17 protein-coding genes, 2 pseudogenes and 1 riboswitch are annotated in these 20,008 nt (G+C 38.4%); of the genes and pseudogenes, 9 read left to right on the top strand and 10 right to left on the bottom strand.

Annotated features, from left to right (window positions below; genetic code table 11):
* Window positions 1-165: 165 nt before the first annotated feature.
* From VB713_RS26360 to VB713_RS26340, 5 genes are all read right to left on the bottom strand, one after another.
* Window positions 166-621: a diacylglycerol kinase family protein gene (locus tag VB713_RS26360; RefSeq protein ID WP_323314451.1), complete on the bottom strand. Its 456-nt coding sequence runs from the start codon at window positions 619-621 to the stop codon at window positions 166-168.
* A gap of 140 nt (window positions 622-761) precedes the next feature.
* Window positions 762-1,289 (bottom strand): rRNA maturation RNase YbeY, encoded by a 528-nt coding sequence (gene ybeY / locus VB713_RS26355; RefSeq protein WP_323314450.1) that lies wholly within the window; start codon window positions 1,287-1,289, stop codon window positions 762-764.
* A 17-nt stretch (window positions 1,290-1,306) separates the two neighbouring features.
* On the bottom strand, window positions 1,307-1,462 hold the full coding sequence (locus VB713_RS26350; protein ID WP_323314449.1) for a DUF3285 domain-containing protein: 156 nt from the start codon (window positions 1,460-1,462) through the stop codon (window positions 1,307-1,309).
* Window positions 1,463-1,536: 74 nt separating this feature from the next.
* Window positions 1,537-2,659 (bottom strand): peptide chain release factor 2 gene (prfB, locus tag VB713_RS26345; protein ID WP_323314448.1). Its coding sequence is split into 2 segments (ribosomal slippage): window positions 1,537-2,586 and window positions 2,588-2,659, totalling 1,122 coding nucleotides; the frame shifts between segments, so codons are not numbered across the junction.
* A 232-nt stretch (window positions 2,660-2,891) separates the two neighbouring features.
* Window positions 2,892-3,620, bottom strand: a complete 729-nt coding sequence (locus VB713_RS26340) for a Bax inhibitor-1 family protein (RefSeq protein ID WP_323314447.1) — start codon at window positions 3,618-3,620, stop codon at window positions 2,892-2,894.
* A 641-nt stretch (window positions 3,621-4,261) separates the two neighbouring features.
* On the opposite strand from VB713_RS26340, the gene VB713_RS26335 reads away from it, so the two are divergent.
* A complete protein-coding gene (locus tag VB713_RS26335; protein ID WP_323314446.1) occupies window positions 4,262-5,053 on the top strand; it encodes an RNA polymerase sigma factor SigF in 792 nt (263 codons plus the stop codon).
* A gap of 391 nt (window positions 5,054-5,444) precedes the next feature.
* A complete protein-coding gene (locus VB713_RS26330) occupies window positions 5,445-7,316 on the top strand; it encodes an ATP-dependent nuclease (protein WP_323314445.1) in 1,872 nt (623 codons plus the stop codon).
* Window positions 7,317-7,441: 125 nt separating this feature from the next.
* Here VB713_RS26330 and VB713_RS26325 read toward each other — a convergent pair whose 3' ends face one another.
* The 3 genes from VB713_RS26325 to bchD all read right to left on the bottom strand — a co-directional run bounded on the left by VB713_RS26325 (window position 7,442) and on the right by bchD (window position 10,274).
* Window positions 7,442-7,804, bottom strand: coding sequence for an aspartyl protease (locus VB713_RS26325; RefSeq protein ID WP_323314444.1), 363 nt, complete (start codon window positions 7,802-7,804; stop codon window positions 7,442-7,444).
* Window positions 7,801-8,118, bottom strand: coding sequence for a hypothetical protein (locus tag VB713_RS26320; RefSeq protein WP_323314443.1), 318 nt, complete (start codon window positions 8,116-8,118; stop codon window positions 7,801-7,803). Before VB713_RS26320 ends, VB713_RS26325 begins: the two co-directional genes overlap by 4 nt.
* 137 nt (window positions 8,119-8,255) lie before the next feature.
* Window positions 8,256-10,274, bottom strand: coding sequence for a magnesium chelatase ATPase subunit D (bchD, locus tag VB713_RS26315; protein WP_323314442.1), 2,019 nt, complete (start codon window positions 10,272-10,274; stop codon window positions 8,256-8,258).
* Window positions 10,275-10,293: 19 nt separating this feature from the next.
* On the opposite strand from bchD, the pseudogene VB713_RS26310 reads away from it, so the two are divergent.
* Together VB713_RS26310 and VB713_RS26305 are read left to right on the top strand one after the other, a co-directional pair.
* Window positions 10,294-10,656, top strand: a pseudogene (locus VB713_RS26310) (Uma2 family endonuclease); the annotation flags it as partial.
* Window positions 10,657-10,717: 61 nt separating this feature from the next.
* A pseudogene (locus VB713_RS26305) lies at window positions 10,718-10,843 on the top strand (hypothetical protein); the annotation flags it as partial.
* Window positions 10,844-11,099: 256 nt separating this feature from the next.
* Here the strand turns inward: VB713_RS26305 and VB713_RS26300 are convergent.
* A complete protein-coding gene (locus tag VB713_RS26300) occupies window positions 11,100-11,435 on the bottom strand; it encodes a XisI protein (protein WP_323314441.1) in 336 nt (111 codons plus the stop codon).
* Window positions 11,423-11,800 carry a XisH family protein gene (locus VB713_RS26295; RefSeq protein ID WP_323314440.1) on the bottom strand — a complete coding sequence of 126 codons (378 nt, stop codon included), beginning with the start codon at window positions 11,798-11,800 and terminating at the stop codon, window positions 11,423-11,425. The genes VB713_RS26300 and VB713_RS26295 overlap by 13 nt, the downstream gene beginning before the upstream one ends.
* 1,082 nt (window positions 11,801-12,882) lie before the next feature.
* Here VB713_RS26295 and VB713_RS26290 point away from each other — a divergent pair.
* The 5 genes from VB713_RS26290 to VB713_RS26270 all read left to right on the top strand — a co-directional run bounded on the left by VB713_RS26290 (window position 12,883) and on the right by VB713_RS26270 (window position 19,863).
* Window positions 12,883-13,104, top strand: a complete 222-nt coding sequence (locus tag VB713_RS26290) for an HNH endonuclease (protein WP_323314439.1) — start codon at window positions 12,883-12,885, stop codon at window positions 13,102-13,104.
* 106 nt (window positions 13,105-13,210) lie between these two features.
* A complete protein-coding gene (rnc, locus tag VB713_RS26285; protein ID WP_323314438.1) occupies window positions 13,211-13,897 on the top strand; it encodes a ribonuclease III in 687 nt (228 codons plus the stop codon).
* A gap of 167 nt (window positions 13,898-14,064) precedes the next feature.
* Window positions 14,065-14,197, top strand: a riboswitch (cyclic di-AMP (ydaO/yuaA leader).
* A gap of 170 nt (window positions 14,198-14,367) precedes the next feature.
* Complete coding sequence (locus VB713_RS26280) at window positions 14,368-15,012, top strand: universal stress protein (RefSeq protein ID WP_323314452.1); 645 nt, start codon at window positions 14,368-14,370, stop codon at window positions 15,010-15,012.
* 114 nt (window positions 15,013-15,126) lie between these two features.
* A complete protein-coding gene (locus VB713_RS26275) occupies window positions 15,127-16,464 on the top strand; it encodes an SLC13 family permease (RefSeq protein WP_323314437.1) in 1,338 nt (445 codons plus the stop codon).
* 330 nt (window positions 16,465-16,794) lie between these two features.
* Complete coding sequence (locus VB713_RS26270) at window positions 16,795-19,863, top strand: MFS transporter (RefSeq protein WP_323314436.1); 3,069 nt, start codon at window positions 16,795-16,797, stop codon at window positions 19,861-19,863.
* Window positions 19,864-20,008 lie beyond the last annotated feature (145 nt).

Below are 20,008 nucleotides of genomic sequence, written 5' to 3'. Positions count from 1 at the left end.
ACCTTCTTAGAAAACTCACATTGTGTCCTATTTGTCAATATTTAGAGGGCTGGGTTTCTACATCCCCTGAAAATAATATTATCCATAATAATATTTCAGCATTTTAGAAGGCGTATTTGCCAAATTTTAAAATGCCATTCTCAAAGCTAGAGATACAAAACTAATCTAAAAAGTGGTAACAATTAAAGCTACTAAAGGAGGTAGTAAAAGTGTCGCAGCTACCAACAAAGATACCAAAGCAGACACAAGCACAGCACCCGCCGCACAGTCTTTCGCAACTTTAGCCAAGTCATGGTAAGTTTGCTTAACTGTTAAGTCAACCAGAGACTCAATAGCGGTATTCAGTAATTCCAATGTCAAAACTAAACCGCTAGTGATAGCAATTATAGCTATTTCTACAGCTTGTAAATGCAAAAAAATGCTTAAACCAATAGCAAAAGCACAGACACTGAGATGGATACGAAAGTTGCGTTGAGTTTGAAAACTATAGCTGATTCCAGCCCAGGCATACTTAAAACTAACAAATAAATTAGAGGCTATCTGCCAGGAAAGTTCCCGTTCTTTGGACACAAGGGTTGATAAGCGGTTTGGTGTTGGAGGTGGCGAAATTTGTTGGGACATAGGCCGGACGATACCAATATTATAGGGTGGGAATCTTGGTTAATTTTAAGAGCTTAATTAACTTTGACGCAATTTTAAAGAATTGGTGACAATAATATTGTCAAAATCGCCACCAAGATTGAAAATTCAAGCCACACCCGCTAATTTAAGTCAATATTAATACTTATCTCATTCAGTAATATAACTTGTTGTTTTAACATTTGCATCAAACTTTCTTCATCCGGATGATCCCAACCCAAAAGATGCAACAAACCATGAGCAGTTAACCAAGCTAATTCTGTGGTTAAACTATGTCCCTGTTGTTGTGCTTGAAGTTGTGCCGTATTTATGGATACAATTATATCACCTAAATATAAAGGTTGAGAAGCCAACATTTCCTCACTTTGGGGCAAATCTGCCTCTAAGGAAGCAAAGGCTAAAACATCCGTAGGTTTATCCTGTTGGCGATATTGAGCATTTAGTTCCTGAATTTGGGCATCATTTGTCAAACGCAGCCCGATTTCATAACTTAGTGCAGGTGGAAGATCAGGGGTCAGGATTTCTAACCAGCGATGAAACCAGTTTTCCCAAGTATTGTCAGATACTGTTAACAGGGTATCTACCTGACCTGCTGCTACTTGGGAAGGCTCATCAAAACAATTTTCTACATATAATTCAACTTTTACCAAGCAGAAATTCTCCTTAGTTACCGAGTTAGGTAAGCAAGACCAACGAAGAGGGTTAACAGCCCTACAGCAGTCAGTGCAAAATGTTTGAGTGATGTACCACCTTTGTTTACCATGTTTCGCATGGCAAGTTTCACATAGCTGGGTTTAGGTTCTGTTGAGGGAGAGTTGCTCATAGAAATACTCGGTAAGTGGGAAACTTAGTAGCTTGAGAGAAAGAGAGGAAAACGACTTCTGCGCTTTTAACCAATTATGCAGAATTGCTATCTACTAATTGATTTTCTTGCCGCAGATAGGCTTGGATAAAAGCATCAATTTCGCCGTTCATGATATCACCAATGGCGGTTGTTTCCGTATTTGTACGCAAATCCTTGACCATTTGGTAAGGGTGAAACACATAGTTACGAATTTGGTTTCCCCAGGAAGCTTCCACCATATCACCACGAATTTCGGCAATTTCTTGGGCGCGTTGTTCTTTGGCAATTACCAACAGTTTAGCTTTAAGACGAGCAAGAGCTTTTTCTTTGTTTTGCAGTTGGGAACGTTCTTCTGTACAGCGCACAGCTAAACCAGTGGGTAAGTGAACTATCCGCACTGCTGTTTCTACTTTATTGACGTTTTGCCCACCTTTACCACCAGAACGGGTTGTGGTAATTTCCAAATCCTTCTCTGGAATATCTAACTTGACGGTGTTATCTATTTGTGGCATTACTTCCACCCCAGCAAAACTGGTTTGGCGCTTACCGTTGGCGTTGAAGGGAGAAATCCGCACTAAGCGATGAGTACCCATTTCAGAACGCAAGTAACCATAGGCGTAACGACCAGTAATTTCTAAGGTGGCTGATTTAATTCCCGCTTCATCACCTTCTGATTCTTCAGATAAAATTACCTTGTAGCCATGATCTTCTGCCCAACGGGTGTACATTCGCATGAGCATAAATGCCCAATCTTGAGCGTCTGTACCACCTGCACCTGCATTAATTGTTAAAACTGCGCCTTGAATATCGTAGGGGCCAGAAAGTAACTGTTGTAATTCCCACTGGTCAAGTTCACGGTTAAGCTTGGTGATGGTAGATTCCGCTTCTTGCAAGAGTGATTCGTCGGTTTCTAATTCTAGTAGCTCGATAACCGCCCTGGTATCATCTAAATTGGCGTGCCACTGATAGTATTGTTCCAAGTGGTCTTTGAGGTCGTTGAGTTCTTGTAGTGTTTGTTGTGCTTGGGTTTGGTCGTCCCAAAATTCTGGCTGGGCTGATATTTGTTCCAAGTCATGAATTTTGGCTTTGAGTGCGGGTACGTCAAAGATAGTCCTGGGTTTTACCCAGGCGGCCAGACAACGTTTCGATTTCGCGTTTGAGTTCTAGGACATCCATATTACTTAGTTTAGTTGAGAACGATTTGGATTTGTGGGCGATCGCAAAGCGCACCGCAAGAATCGCTCTTTATTTTCTTTGATATTTTCGATTTTAGCTGTAGTTGGACAAATTATCTAAAACCCGTGGTGCAAATTACCGAATCATCAGTAGACGAAAAAACCGTGGCTCTTTGTAGATAAACCACGGTTAGTCTTAGTTAAATTGTGTTTTTTCTCTTGTCTACAAAGACTTAATCACGGCCATTAATAGCTATTAGTAACCGCAGAATAAAGACGAATAAGTTGATGTAAGTTAGATACATCGACAAAGCTGCCGGTAAGTACTGATCATCGCGGTAAGTACGGGGCAAGATGTAGAAATCAACCACAGATGCTCCCGCGAAAATAAATACCCCTAAACCAGAGATACCGATTTCTAACCAAGTGGGTGTGTAAACACCAAATAAGGCCAACCCAAATTGAACTAGACAAACAACGACTAAGGCAATTACGCCCAAGGAGACGGTTTTTGTCAATGCCATACCGTCTGATTCTGAGAGATTAGAACCAATTTGACGGGCAGCAATAAAGGTGACACCACAACCAAGGGCAGCAATGCCAATGCCTTCAATACCCACACCTTGGGTTCTCAAAGCGACAAACACCAGGCCACTGAGGGTATATCCAGATAAGAGGCTGTAAATTGCTAATAGTGGGAGGGCAACGCTGTTGTTACCTTTGGAGGCAACATTTTGAGCGACAAAGAAGAGAATTAACTCCAGAACTACAGCACCAATGAGGGTGGGGAAAAATAGTTGGGGGTTAGAACGAATAACTCCTAAACCACCGTAGGCTCCTAATGCAGTTAGAACTAAACCACCACCAACAAAGGGCAGGGCGTTGGCAATAACATTGGGGCCAACAAGGGCGTGATTTTGAGCTTCACGGAAAGCTTGACGAAAATTGCTGGTATTGCTCATATCTAAAAACTACTAGATTTTTGAGTAAATGACCTCTTTCTCTCCATTCTTACCAATACTTGTGTCTTGAGACTAGGGAGGAAATCTAGAAAGGAAATTTTTTAGTAGTCGCTGTAAAATTTTATAAAGATAATTTTTCTGGATGTAAATTATAACGCATTTGCTGACGATATTTCCACAGGTATTGATTTGGTTTACTGCTACTCTCATGACCAATCTAGCAGTTAATTGCTGAATAATTCGGTAATATCCACTAAATAAAAGTAAGTTTTGTAACGAAATATCAAGAGGTAGATTACCTGTTTGTTTTATTTATAATCAGGTGTTGGTTTATTTTTTACTCTCCAGTAGAGATAACTACTAGACATATGTGGAATTATTACGCAGAGTCAGCTTTATTTAATTACATAAGAAAAAACTATACACTGATTAAATTTGAGATTTGTAAATAAAAATTACAGATAACAGACAAAAATGAAGATTTATACGTAATTATACTTATGGGCTGACGTAAGCTTATTTTAAGTTCAGTAAAACAACGATGGCTTATTCAGCGATGACTAAGGAGAATAATGACAGTTTGAAATCAAGTATACGCAACTCCATTCTTCGGAGAAGGGGGTTACTACAAAGGAATTGATATGGCAGCAAGTGAGTCCTCTGTGCAATCTGATGGTATAGAGCTATTACACTTATACCACCGCGCTCCTTCTATTAAACTTCGTAACCAACTGGTACAGTTACATACGGGTTTAGTCCGTAAAATGGCTTATAAATTTAGCCATCAGTGTAATGAGCCTTATGAAGATTTAGAACAGATCGGTTATTTTGGTCTAATTAGGGCTATTGAACGCTTTAATCCTACTCAAGGTTATGCGTTTAGTTCCTTTGCTATACCTTATATTCGCGGTGAAATGCTGCATTTTTTGCGCGATCGCTCTACTCTAGTCAAAATTCCCCGTCGTTGGCAAGAACTTTTCAATGAAGGGCAAAAAATTCGCAAAGATTTGACACTATCTCTAGGTCGTCCTCCCAAAGATATTGAAATTGCTAACAAACTTAATATTTCCCTGCAAGAGTGGCAAGAATGCAAGTTAGCGGCTCAAAACCGGATGCCGTTAAGTTTAGATGCAACCCCAGTTAATTATGTTGATTATCAATTGACTTTGGGTGATATACTTCCTTGTCCTCGTACTACTCTGCATCAACAACAAGAGGAAGAACGACTACAACTACAAGGGGCTATGAATATGTTAGACGATAAACCTCGCATGGCCGTTGAGTTGGTATTTGTCAAGGAACTCACCCGCAAGGATGCTGCTAAGAGAATTGGTGCTAGTCCGATGACAGTAACTCGGTATCTGCATAAAGGTATACAAGATTTAATTGGCTATTTACACCCACAATCTGAATCAGGAGTTATCAGTGCTTAGTTATTCTTTTTCTGAATCAGGATTTACGGGATTTGAGGATTAACAGGATTAATCTCCGTGTATTTAGATCGGAGAGTGTCAATTTAATTTTCATATCCTGTCAATCTTTAAATCCTCACAATCCTGATTCAGACAATCTATCTAGATTTTAAATTCCCACACCTAAATATTCAAAAGGTTTATGGCATAAGGGTTATAGGATTTCGTTTTGTACCAAATAGTTGAGCAAAGTGCTGTATGTCAAGTTTCTGTTACTGTTGATATAAATTGAGATTTTTGTCAGACATATTGATAAAATAAAGAATCTTTGGCTTTGCTGAAACAAAAAATACAATCATAATTATTTTAGTTATTTAACATACATCATCAAAATTCACTACTGTTAATTTATATGTACATTTCAAAATTCCAAATTTCCAACTACAAATCCTTTCAAGATTCTGGTTTACTGGAATTTACGCCCGGTATTAATATTATTGTTGGTCAGAATAATTCAGGAAAAACAGCACTATTAGAAGCACTAACGCTAAAATTTCAGGATGTGCCACATCGCAGTATTAACACTCTACATAGTCCATTATCTATATTAGACAATACTGTATCAAAATCCAAAGTTTATTTATTTTTTGATAAACAAGAATTGAGACAAATATTAAATCAATTTTTACCATTAGTAATTATAATGAATAAACCACCTGAAAATATAACAGATAAGACAGTTAATCAATTTATAGAATGGCTAAATCAAAACAATTGTGCAGAATATATAGTGTCACTTTGTAGTAATACCGTAATTGATGTAGATAATACAGATTTATCTTTTGGTTTATACTCTCCTGATACTCAAGCAGGAGGTAGTCATAACAATGAAAATACTTATAATACTATTAATATTAAAAGAACAGTTAATGAAGAATTAAAAGTTTATTCAACACAATCTGCAAAATCATCTGACATAATTGCAGTTAAGCTATTTAAACTGTTACAAAGCCGTATATACAGGTTTTATGCTGAAAGATTAAATATTAGCAGGTGTGCTTTTGGAAGTAATTCAATTTTAGAACCAAACGCATCTAATTTAGCTGAAGTTTTGAGTGGTTTACAAAGTCGAAACTCAACAGCTTTTGACAAGTATAACAAATACATAAATCAAATTTTTCCCCATATTAAAAGAATAGCAATTGAACCTAGGGAGCATAATCAGCTAGAAATTATGATTTGGAATATAGAACCAGAAACCGAAAGAGTAGATTTAGCTGTTTCTTTATCATCTTGCGGTACAGGTATCGGTCAAGTATTAGCTATCCTATATGTTGTCATAAATTCACTAGAACCGCGAACTATAATTATTGATGAACCACAATCATTTTTACATCCAGGGGCAGCAAAAAAATTAATTGAAATATTGAAACAATTTCCACAGCACCAATATTTTATAGCTACTCATTCACCAACGATAATTAATGCTGCCAATCCTTCTAAAATTATCATGCTTAAATATGAAGATTGTGAAACTAAAGTATCAGTAATAAATGCCAAAGAAGCAAGAGAACAACGGTCACTTTTAGCAGAAGTTGGTGTGAGTTTATCAGACGTTTTTGGTGCTGATAATATTCTTTGGGTAGAAGGTCCAACAGAGCAAATATGCTTTCCATTAATTTTAGAAAACGTAGCTAAGAAATCATTATTAGGTACTACAATTTTGGCTGTTCAGGATGTAGGACGTTTAGATAATAAAAATGCTAGTTTGATATTTGATATCTATGACAAGCTTAGTGGAGGTTCAAGCTTATTTCCACCTGCTATTGGATTCTTATTTGACCGTGAGACTAGGTCAGACAATGATGAGAAAGAGTTGCAGAAAAGAAGTAAGAAACCTGTTAAATTACTGCCTCGACGTATGTATGAAAATTATCTACTTCATCCAGAGGCAATAACAGCAGTCATTAATGAATGTGACGAAAACCGTGAAGAAAAACTTGCTATTGAAGACGTTAAAGAATGGATTGATAAAAATAAATACGAAACTGATTATTTTCCAAAAAATCCAAAGAGTGAGCAAATTTCAGATAAAGATTGGTTTGATAAAATTGATGGTGCAAAGCTGCTAAAGGAATTATTTGCACATTTTTGTGACACGCGATTACCATTTTCTAAAACAACACACTCCGTCAAGCTTACTGAATGGCTAATTGATAATCAACCAGATCAACTTTTAGAGATAGTGGAACTATTAGTAAATATTTTGGATTTTAAAGATTAATAAATTCTACTTTCATTTAACAATTAACTAAAAATAACTCTTCTCTCTTCTTTTCTTCGCACTCTTTGCTTCCCTGCGGGACGCTACCGCGAAAGTGTCTTCGTGGTTTATTTCTCCAAAATTATTCATCCCAAAGTCAAAATACCAGCTTGAAAATTCACCACCAAAGGCAAAAATTCCAACCACCTTGAACCCAATAAAATTTCCGTCAACTGATCTCCAGCATAAACAGGAATTTCATACTCTTGATTATCCAATATCACCTTACCTAAATAAATATCAAAAATTTTTATTCCCTGTGCAGTTCGCATTCTTTGTTCACTAATAAATTCCCAATTCAAAGCATCTAGATCTTGTTTATTAATAGCCATAAAGCCTGTAAAACCTGTATCTAACAAGGTATCTACAGGCATATTTAAACTATCAGCACTAATTAACTCAACTTCAAAAAATAGCTGCCCTTCATCACCAAAATAACCATGTATCATATTCTCCCGGTTACTCCAGTTTCATTAATCCGAAATAGGAAGTGTATCACATGAGGATGTTTGTCTCTAGCTTGTTTACTCGCAACTTCCATATCTTGATCAACAAAATAATCACCACTATCTGGTTCTACGGCAATATACCAATTATAATGTTCTTTCATCAACTCAGGACGCACACGCTCAAAAATTGCCCGACAACGTTTGTGAAATGCTTCTCTTTCTGCTTCACGTTTAGCTAATTCTTCCGGCGATAAAGTCAGTTCAGGAAAAATTCTTCCTCTTCTTGCTGGTTGTTTTGGTGTTAGCTGATTCATGTTTAGTAACTCCATTTTTACTATTTTAATATATTGATTTCTCTCAATTAGATATCTCCAGAAATTAAATCCGCGTATTTTACAACCTTTATAGAGACGTTCCATGGAACGTCTCTACTTTTTCACGAGATGTCAACTTACTTTGATTTCATATCTGCGATCGCACCTCTAGTCATTGCCGCGATCGCTTGATCAGTTGCTTTGGGTAAATGATAATATTTACCATTGGCTGTTTTTGCCAATTCCTTTGCAAAGCCAGTTGATACAAATTTACTCTCAGTATCAATTACTAACAATTGCATACCTGAAGCTCTAATTCTGCCCGCAATATCCAATAATTCGGCTTTGATATCTGGCTTTTCTCCTGGTTCCATAGGTTCACCTAAAGAACGAGCTAAAGGAATATTACCACGACCATCAGTAATTGCCACTATAACAACCTGACCGATATCCCCACCCATTTGGGCATTTACTCCCACACGTACCGCTTGAGTTAGACCATGTGCGAGAGGTGAACCACCACCACAAGGTAATCTTTCTAAGCGATTTTTAGCTAAAGCAATGGAACGGGTAGGAGGTAATAAAACTTCTGCTTGTTCACCTCGGAAGGGGATTAAAGATACTTGATCACGATTTTGATAGGCTTCTGTTAAAAGTTGCATCACCGCACCTTTAGCGGATTGCATCCGATTTAAAGCCATTGAACCGGAAGCATCCACAACAAACACCACTAAAGCGCCGGCTTTTCTCACCAGCCGCTTAGAACGGATATCTCCGTGTTCGACAATTACTTTTTTATCTGGTTGTCTGGCACGGCGTGATTTTTGATACGGTGCGGCGGATCGCAATGTGGCATCTACGGCTATTCGTCGCGCCTTACCTTTGGGAATCATCGGCTTAATGTACCGTCCCCTATCGTCTGAGAAGATAATACTGCGACTTCCAGATTTACCTTGCCGTTGCGCCATCTGGGTAAAATAAAGCACTTCTGGATCAAGAATTACCCCTTCTGGATCAAAAATAAACTCTTCAGGAATGTCTGGGGGTTCTTGCTGTTCTTGGTCTTCTTCTTTTTCCTCTTCCTCTTCTTCCTCTTGTTCTTCTTCTGATTCTGACTCGTCTTGATTTTCTGGTGGTGGGGGAGGTGGAGGTGGTTGGTCTGGGGGTGGTGTCTGCACTATTGTGGTTCTGGGAACTATGACCAATTCCACAGCGCGACGTAAATCTTCAGCGGTGACAGTATTGCGTCCTTCCAAAGCTGCTGCGGCTTTTGCAACTCGCACTGCAAATAATTCTGCACGATGTCCTTCTACACCCCCGCGAATGGCTTCATTCACGAGGTAGGCAATTTGTTCTTGGGTAATGGTAACTTCTTTTAACCATTCCCGCGCCAGGATAATTTGGGTTTTGAGTGAGTCGATGTCTTCGTTGTATTGTTGGAGAAATTCTGTGGGAGACTGGGAATATGCGATCGCTTGCTCAACTGCCTGTACTCTTTGATCTATACCCAGAACTCCGTCTGCTGATAGTGCGATCGCAATTCTATCAAGTAAATGTTCTCTGAGCGCCCCTTCTTCCGGGTTATAAGTCGCAATAAACAACGGTTTGCAAGGATGTTGAAAACTGATCCCTTCTCGTTCAATTTGGTTACGTCCGTCCGATAATACAGCTAAAAGCTGGTTACTAATTTGGTCATCTAATAAATTAATTTCATCCACATACAGCACCCCACGATTTGCGGTAGCCAGCAACCCTGGTTGAAAAACCGTATCACCTTGTCTAACCGACTGTTCCACATCCACAGAACCTAAAAGCCGGTCTTCCGTAATCCCCAAAGGAATCTGCAAAAAAGGTGCAGGGATAATTTCCGTTTCTATCTCCTGTCTTTCCTCAGCTAAGAGTTTATCATCCCATTCCTCTGGATGGTTGGGATCACAGTTGCTAACTGAATCTTTAACAACTTCAATAGGTGGTAACAAAGCGTGAATAGCACGCGCCATCACAGATTTAGCCGTACCACGACGACCTGCAATCACCACACCCCCCAAAACGGGATCAACTGCTGTCAACAGCAAGGCTATTTTAATTGCTTCTTGTCCGACTACAGCAGTCAGCGGAAAAGCAGTCATTGTCGGGGTAATAGTAGGCGCAGGCATTGTTTCCTTAATAGTTATTATAATAGAAATGGTATCAAAAGGTAGAGCGCATGAAACTTGTTTACGTAATTTATTGCGAGAACTTCCTAAAGTGATAGGAGACAGAGCAACTTTACAATCTCAAGCCCCTATTAGCATACCACCCAAAAGCGAACCAGAACCAGATTTTGCAATCATCAAAAATCGTGATGATAATTATTTCTCTTCACATCCACAAGGGACTGATATCTTGTTAGTTATAGAAGTTGCTGATTCTTCAATAGATTATGACCAAAATGTGAAAATCCCTCTTTATGCAAAAGCGGGAATTGCTGATTATTGGATATTTAATTTATTAGATAATTATTTGGAATTTTACAGTGAGCCATATCAAAATCAACAAAGCCCTTTATTTATAAAGGTTTTGGGGTAAATAAACTCATATTTGGCATAACAACTACCGAAGAGCCAAGTTTTTTGACCCCGAAAATGGCAGTAGGGCTAAAAAAGTCTTTCTGTTTACTATTGACGTGAGCGATCGCATTCCGGTAACTTTAGGTCAAGTTCGTTCTTGGTCTGTGCAGAAATAATCTTGAATTAGAACCAGAATGTACTGGATTAGAGGATGAACAAGATTTATATTTCATCTTCACATCCTGTAAATCCTTAAATCCAGAAAATCCTGATTCAGACAAGAGACTATTTCGATTTCATATCTGCTACAGCACCCTTAGTCATGGCCGAGATCGCTTGATCAGTTGCTTTCGGTAGGGGATCTGGTTTCTCACCAAAAAAAATTAAAAATAATTAGATCTTCGACTTATTTGAGAAGTCAGGGTTCTGGAACTAACCAACTGCAAAGCCTGTATATTGTCTTACCAAAGGCTCATGAAACGCTAACACAATATCTTCTTTTGGTACTCCTAAATCAACGAGTTTATTTGCTATATCTATCTCAGTTCCATTATATTGAATCCAAATTTTACCATTTTTAATATCCAAATGTAAAACACAACCATACATTGGTCGGCGATTTTTCCAACCTGTATAAACAACCTGATAATGATCTCTTTCTTTATCAAAAATCAGTTGTGTTTCCACTTCTTCATCCGATGGACTTCCTTGAGCATATTCAGTTAATAATTCTTGAATATACTGGCGATATTGTTCTATTTTTTCCATACTAAAATCACCTCTTGATTAGGATCATAAATGATTATACTTAGTTGAAAATGCTCAATCACATTCTCTACAAATGGCAATTGAAAAAATGTTTCATAGGGTGTTTTGGGAACTGCTAAATATAAAAATCTATCCGGTTGTTGTTCTTTCAAAGCAAGATGATAGTTAAGAAATTGACCCAACGCTGTATGAAATTCAGAAATATTAGAGGAACTAATAAAGCTTTTAATTTCAACCGCGATCTTTTCTTCTCCTTTCTCAGCGGCTATGATTTTTTCTGCACCCAAATCAATTTGCATATCAACCCGACCTGAGCGAATTCTTAAAGGGTCATCTGTAATCACCCAACCCCAGGGGAAACGCATCTTATCAATAAGGGTAATTAAATCTCAATAATGACTAAAATATTCGCATTAACGACCACTTATTGACAATATCCTAATCCATCACTATGACCCTGAAAAAATCAATCAAACGATAAATTGGGATTTATTTGTTTATACATTAAAACGGTATTTTGTCAATAAAATTTAGATGCGTTTCCCCTGCACCCAACCCTCTTTTTCCAATCCTTTCCTAACAGCATCATGAAAAAACATCTTTAACTGACATTAGTGTAAAGTTGAGTCTTTTTACCCATAATTATAACAATCTCTACCCATGTTTAAACTCAGTGACATTCCCGGAACACCCTACATGGGTATTTGGAGTTGTAGGTTACATTTTTTAACAAACTGGGGCTTGACATCCCATAGTAGGTATGTGATAATATAGGGTTAAGACAGCTAAGTAACTGCGATCTCAAGCAGAACTCTAACGCCCAAGCGTCAGTAGTTGTCTCAGCAGCAGGATTCCTAAGTTACTGCTAGTAGTTCGCTTTGTTCCTTTGTCTGAAAGTTAAATTTGATTTCAGCCAGAACCAGCAAGTGCAAAGCGATTAGTTAGTGGCACTCGATAGTAGTGACAATTAAATTTGTGAGAAATTTTGAAGTTAGCAGAACCTAGCAAAAATAACGCCATCATGCCATTCTAAGAGAATCTAACATATAGCTAAGAATCTCAAAACAATTGCGTTATTGCTTGCAGAAGGGAAATAAGAAGCTATATTTTATCCTTCAGTGCTTGGTTCTAACTCGATAAATAGAATATTTTATTTGCGAAATACTACTTCAAGATAAACAGAATTATAGCAGCTGAACAAACTCACCAATTTGTCAGGAAAACTGGTTAAAAGTAAATTTTTTTAGATCAAATTTCAGCCGCAGGAACGAAGCGAACTGTTGGCGGTAATTTGGGAATAATACTGCTGAGACTGAAACTGATTAATTTAGAGAAGCTAGATAAGAGAAAACTAACTTTTTAATTTATTCTCTGGTATGGCTATATTGCTAATAGATGTGTGGTTTTCCGATGCTGTTGATAAAAAAACAACGGAAAATAAATTCACATGAATCCCAAACAGAAAAAAAGTAAAAAGCATCAACTGATGGATGAATATGGTGCTTGCTGTTGGTGGTGTGGTAAGTCGATATCGATAGATATGCTGACTATTGAACATCTCCGTCCTAAAAGTCGTGGTGGTTCTAATTCTTTGGAAAACCTAAGACTCGCTTGTTTAACTTGTAACCATTCCCGTGGGAATAGTCTGTTTCCACCTGGTGTAAAATAACTGTCTTTCAGTAACACCTGAATTTTTTTTAGGTTTTTCTTTTACGAGGTGGGTATTTTGCTCACCTCTTAACTTAATTAAATTCACAAATAATGAAAAAATAAAAATGCACAAACTTCTCACATTCCATAACGAAAAACTCCTCCGTCAAGCACTAACTCACCGTTCTTATGTCAACGAACACCCAGGAGAAGGTGAACAAAACGAACGTCTAGAATTTCTCGGTGATGCTATCCTCAATTTCTTAAGTGGGGAATATCTCTATAAACGTCACCCAGAAAAAGAAGAAGATGAATTAACTCGTCGTCGTTCTGCATTAGTTGATGAAAAGCAATTAGCAAAATTTGCGATTGAAGTAGGTTTAGACTTCAGAATGCGTTTAGGACAAGGTGCAATTCGAGATGGAGGATATCAAAATCCTAATTTATTAAGCAGCACATTTGAAGCTGTCCTTGGCGCTTACTATCTAGATAACAATTCCAATATTGAAGTCGTTCGCGCTATTGTAGAACCGCTATTTGAATCTGTATCAGAAAAAATTGTTGTCTCTCGCTCTAATGTAGACTCAAAAAACCGCTTTCAGGAATGGGTACAAAAAGAAATTGGTGCAAATCCTCCTAAATATATGACGGAACAAATAGGGGGACCATCTCATGCACCAGAATTTGTAGCTAAAGTATTAGTAGATGGAAAAGAGTATGGAACAGGTAAAGGACGTAATAAAAAAGATGCAGAAAAAGATGCTGCTGAAGATGCGTTAGCTAAATTGAAAAAACGCGGATTGTTAGAGTAAAAGTTGTTAATTTTACTCAAAGCTGCAAAAATATCTTTTGTATCTTTGAGCGAAATCAACTTTCTTTCATTTCCATTTGCAAAGGAAAAATTACAGTATCGGAATCACGTTCTAAATTTTTTATACCACCACTTTACTTCAGAAGAATAAAATAGTATTATTATATTTTTAGTGGGTAGCCTAATTCAAATTCATGAAAGCTGGATTTGAAGCGGAGGAACCAAAAATTGGGGCTAATCTAACGAGAGACACCTTCCAGTCTTAGCCCGTCAGCTAACTCCGTAGGCAATGGAAGGAACCCCCAAAACCTTGGCTGTAATAGCAGTTATGATTGGGGTTTCCTGAATCAATTTTAGATTGATAGATAATTCTGGATAAAATCCAAAATCCAAAATCCAAAATTGGCATCCCTGCTTCTCATTCGTAATCCGTTTCAAGGGAGAGAAGTTAAAACTGTGAAAATTAAGCCAATGTTAGCACGCTTGCAATGTGCTATAGGTCGTGATGACCTAGTTGAACAAATGGTATTGTTACCAGAAGCTGAAAACCTCGTTTCTCAACAATATCAAATAGCCAATTCCGTTAACTTAATTGTTGGCTATGATGCTTCCCCTCAGAGTCATACAGCCCTAGATATTGCTTGTTGGATTGCCCACCAAACGAGTTTAGCTACCAATACTCAAGTTACAGTCCAGGCTGTTTATGTAGTAGAACAAAACTCCAGCAATCAATATCTCGATATTTTCAATTCTGCCCATAATCAGCTTCAATTAGAGTGTGCAGTGAGCAATTTATCAAAGTCAGTGACATCGGTATTAACTCAACAAAAGGTAAGAGAAATTTCACCAAAATTACAAGGAGAATCAAGAACTTTTTTTAAAGCAGCAGACAGAATTCTTTGGCAAGCAAAAACTCTAGCTCAAGAATGGCAAATTTCATTTAAATCACATCTGCGGTTTGGCAAAATTGGTGCAGAACTTAAAAAATTTGTGGAATCAGAAACTGCTGATATTCTGTTTTTAGGGTGCAAATCTGTCGATCATCCAATGATTAAGACGCTAGGTACTAATTTTCCCTGTGCTGTTTTGGGTATTCCCATTTGTATTGATGAATAGTTGCTGTTATCAATCACAGTGATTGTCAATTAAATTAAAATTATGGAGAAGTCACTTATACTTTAGGTGGCTTTTTCGCTACTATCCAAATAGTAATATTTCGAGGTTAAATGTGTGGAAAACTGGCAAGCTATTCTCAGTGTAATCATATTTATTACCGTCATTGTTTTAATCATGACGGAATGGGTACATCTTACTATTGCTGCTTTATTGGGAGCATTATTACTCGTTTTTAGTAATATTATGACCTTGCCAGAAGCTGTTAGTTACATTGGCAATAGTTATGGAACGCTGGGTTTATTTTTTGGCGTAATGGTATTGGTGCGTGCATTTGAACCTACTAAGATATTTGATTATTTAGCTACGCAAATTGTTATCCTATCACAAGGTAATGGGAAACGTTTATTGCTGAGTATTGTGGGAATTGTTACTCCTATTTGTGCCGTTTTACCAAATGCCACAACAGTTATGTTGTTAGCACCTTTAATTCCTCCAATTGCACAAGAAATTGGTGTAAATTTTGTGCCTTTATTGATTTTAATGGTGTTGATTGCCAATAGTGCTGGATTGTTAACTTTAGTTGGAGATCCCGCGACTTATATAGTTGGTGATGCTGTGAATATTAGTTTTATAGATTATTTATGGAACTTGAGTTTAGGAGGAGTATTGGCTATTGGAACTGTAGTTGTTACACTACCATTTTTATTTAAAAAAATTTGGAATACAACGCTAGATAATCTGGAGGAATTACCACATCCTCAAATCAATCATCCGCGAGTTTTAATGGTGGGTGGAGTGATTGTAGGTTTTGTATTGCTATTTTTTGTAATTGGTGAGTCTTTACCAATACCTATTTCACCTGCTGCTGTAGCTTTGTTAGGGGCTGCTTTAGCTTTATTACTATCTCATCACAGCCGCATTGATACTGTTAACAATATATTAAGGGATGTAGATTGGAGTACCTTAATATTTTTCATGAGTACTTTTGTGCTAATTGGAGGGCTGGATAAAACAGGTGTGATTCAAAGTTTATCAGGTATTTTAGGAACGATTTTGGGCAAAAATATTCTCCTAGGTTCGCTAGTGTTGTTATTTTTGGTGGGGATATTATCTAGCGTTATTCCTAATATTCCTTTAGTTGTGGCGATGGTTCCTTTGCTGAAACAATATATCGTTAATGTGGGATTAGCACCAGCAGAAATTTTAGCTTTAGACTATCAAGGACAGTTTCCCCCAGAAGTTTTACCACTGTTTTATGCAATGATGTTTGGTGCAACTTTGGGAGGTAATGGTACTCTCGTAGGAGCATCTTCTAATATTGTTGCTGCGGGAATTTCTGAACAGCATGGTAGAAGAATTTCCTTTAAGACTTTTTTACATTACGGTATTCCTGTAATGTTGCTGCAACTTGTGACTTCAGCTTTGTATGTGTTAGTGCGTTTTTTACTTTGAGTTGTGAAAATTATAAAAAATCCCCCCTTTTCCTGTTCTTGATTGGAAAAGGGGATTTTTTAAAGGTGGTAGGTAACAGGAAAATGATGAGTTTAGTCAGGAATTATTGCAATTACCAAATAACCATTATCAGCCTCAACTATATGACTAGTAATAATAATAAAAGACTCAATTTCTTTCTAAAGTTGTACCAGGTGTTCCCACCTTAGATGGATGCTAGGATAGCCTACATTCCAGGATTCTAAAGGCTAGAGGAGTTGTGTTTAGATACAAATACTAACTAAATATTGAATTTCTCCAGTTGAATTTAGAGGCAGGAAAATACAAATCATGCAAGAACTGTACAAACATTTATGGTGGATGGCACAAATACCTATAAGCCCTGCTAACGTCTCACCAGCACAGACATCGGTTCTAACTTCCGGCCCGCGCTTTTTTGTGGCTTTAATCTCTGGGGTGATTCTGGCGTTTGCTTTCCAATTAGTTTTCACCAATCTTTCGGTTGCTGCTGGTATTTCCTATTTGGGGCATCCATCAGAATCAGAAGAAATTGAAAGTTTTGGTGGTACGATTCGCAAAATTGGTACGGGCTTGGGGATTTGGACATTAGTTACAGTTACACTAGCTTTATTAATTGCTTGTTTCTTGGCTGTGAAATTGAGTTTGTTAATTTTAGATCCCAGTTTAGGAGCAATTTTAGGATTAGTGATTTGGGGTGCATACTTTTTATTACTAGTATGGGTGAGTACTACTACTGTAGGTTCTTTAATTGGCTCGGTGGTGAATACTGCTACCTCTGGTTTTCAGGCGATTATGGGAACGGCTACGGCGACGCTGGGGGCTAAAGCTGTGAATCAGCAAGTGGTAGCAACGGCTGGAGCGGCTGCATCTGCTGTGCGTCGTGAATTTGAGAGTGCGATCGCATTGCCCGCCTCTGGTTTCGATCCGGATAGTATTCGTGAGAATATAGAAGATTACATAGAAAAGCTTCGTCCCCCAGAAATTGATATATCCAAGATTCGGGGTGAATTTGAAAGATTACTCAATGAACCGCAGTTTAAAGCGATCGCTAATAGTCCAGACCTCCGCAACATTGACCGTCAACAGTTTATTGATTTGGTGAGCAGTCGGACTGATTTATCTAAACGGGAAGTTAACCGCGTTGCTGACTCTTTATATAAAATTTGGCAGCAAGTGGTAAGTAAACAAGCACCAAGCACAGACCGCTTAGGTGAGTTGATGGACTATCTCAAATCCCTTCCCCCTGGACAAGCCAAAACAGACGAAATCAATGCCAAAGTTGACCAGTTAATTACTGAAATTCAGACCTCCAAAGCAGCAGAACAAAAACCAGGAATGGTGCAACAGGCAATATCGGCATTGACTGGGGTAGTTTTGAGTAGGGCAGATTTATCAGATTGGGATGTGGAGAAAATTTTGCTCTCCTTTGGTAATGCTAAACAAAAAGTCATACAACAAGTTACAGAACAACCTTACAGTCCAATTCGTGCTGACATTGAAAACTACCTAAGTAACACCTATGCTTGGCAACTAAGTGAAAAAAGAATTGCTCAAGAATTTCGGGATGTGATCTATGACCCAGCGGCTGATCCTGGTGTAATACATAGGGAATTAGAGAAAATATCTCGCCAGGATTTTGTGAATATTCTGCAACAGCGGGGACTGTTGACGCAAATACAAATTAGTCACATTACTGACGAATTGGTGGCTGTGCGGGATAATGTGTTAGCCACAGTAATTGCCCAGGAAGAAAGAGAAATTGTCCAAGATTTGCAACGACGGATAGAAAGTTATCTGTTGGTGACTCCGAAAACTGAGTTAACACCAGAAGGGATTGATCGAGATTTTAAACCACTATTGGCGGATTCAGAGGCAGATCATGAAACTCTATCCCGACGACTGGCACAAATGCAACGGGAACAAATGGGGGAGATTCTCTTAGCACGCAATGATATTCAAGAACGGGATTTAGATCCGATTTTGGATGAATTGGAAATGCAGCGCGATCGCGTTTTGGTAGAATCTTTAGGACTGACACAACAGGCAAAATATCAAGCAGAAACCCTCTGGTTAAATGTCGAGTCATATCTGCGGAATACAGGTAAGGAACAATTAAATCCTGATGCTATCCGTGCTGATTTGAGAAGACTTTTAGAAGACCCCCAAGCTGGAATGGCAGCAATTCAGTGGCGTTTGTCTCGGTTTGACAGAGATACTTTGGTGCAATTGTTGAGTCAACGCCAAGATTTGTCTGAAGAACAAGTTAATCACATTATTAATGCGGTGGAAGAATCATGGCATAGTATCCGCCATACACCGCAACTGGTAACGGAAAAAGCTAAGGAACAATATGATTCTGTTAGTACTACTATTGCCGATTACTTGCGAAATACTGGTAAGGATGAATTGAATCCTGAAGGAATTCAGCGAGATTTGACGAAATTGTTTGAACATCCTAAAGAGGGCATGGTTGTCCTGCGTCGTCGTTTATCGCATATTGACAGAGATACTTTGGTGCAATTGTTGAGTCAACGTCAAGACTTGAGTGAAGAACAAGTTAATCAAGTCATTGATGATATGCAGACATCAATTCGTAACTTTGTTCGTGCGCCACGTCGCCTTGCAACCAGGACACAGCAACGGGTACAAACTTTCCAAACTTATCTGCAAGACTATTTACGGCTGACAGGTAAGGAAGAATTGAACCCGGAAGGGATCAAGCGGGATTTGCAATTATTGTTGCATGATCCACGGGTGGGAATGGAAAGTTTGAGCGATCGCCTTTCGCATTTCGACAGGGAAACCATTATCGCTTTGCTGAAAATTCGGGAAGACATGACTGATCAAGAAGCAGCCAGAATTGCCGATAATATCGTCCTCGTGCGCCACCAATTTGTAGAACAGGTACGGGGAGTTCAACGACGTATCCAAGATGTGATTGATGGCGTTTTTGCCACTATTCGTAATTATCTCAATTCCTTGGATCGCCCGGAACTTAATTATGATGGAATTAAGTATGATATCCGCCAATTGTTTGATGATCCTCAAGCTGGATTTGATGCATTGCGCGATCGCTTGTCCCATTTCAACCGGGATACCTTAGTGGCCATTTTGAGTTCCCGCGAGGATATCTCAGAGGCAGATGTTAACAGGATTATTGACCAAATTGAAAGCACCCGGAATCATGTCTTGCAACGAGCCGAACGCCTACAGCACGCAGCCCAACATCGCCTAGAACAGGTGAAACATCAAGCCCAGCGCCAAGCCGAAGAAACGCGCAAAGCGGCAGCTAATGCGGCTTGGTGGTTATTTGCCACAGCAGTTGTTTCAGGTATCGCTGCGGCCTTCGGAGGTGCAAGTGCTGTAGTGCTTTTGTAGGTTATAAATTCCGCTACTTTTTTACCTCCCAGATGGGAGGTTTTTTTTTGATTAGGGACTTCCAAGAAATAAATTATTCGGATTAACGTTCGCGGAGCGTGGCGTATGACTCCTACGTCGTCACGCAAGCTATAGCCATACCGCA

Source organism: Anabaena cylindrica UHCC 0172 (assembly GCF_034931625.1).
Lineage (GTDB): Bacteria > Cyanobacteriota > Cyanobacteriia > Cyanobacteriales > Nostocaceae > Anabaena > Anabaena cylindrica_A.
This window is presented reverse-complemented; position numbering and strand designations above follow the sequence as displayed.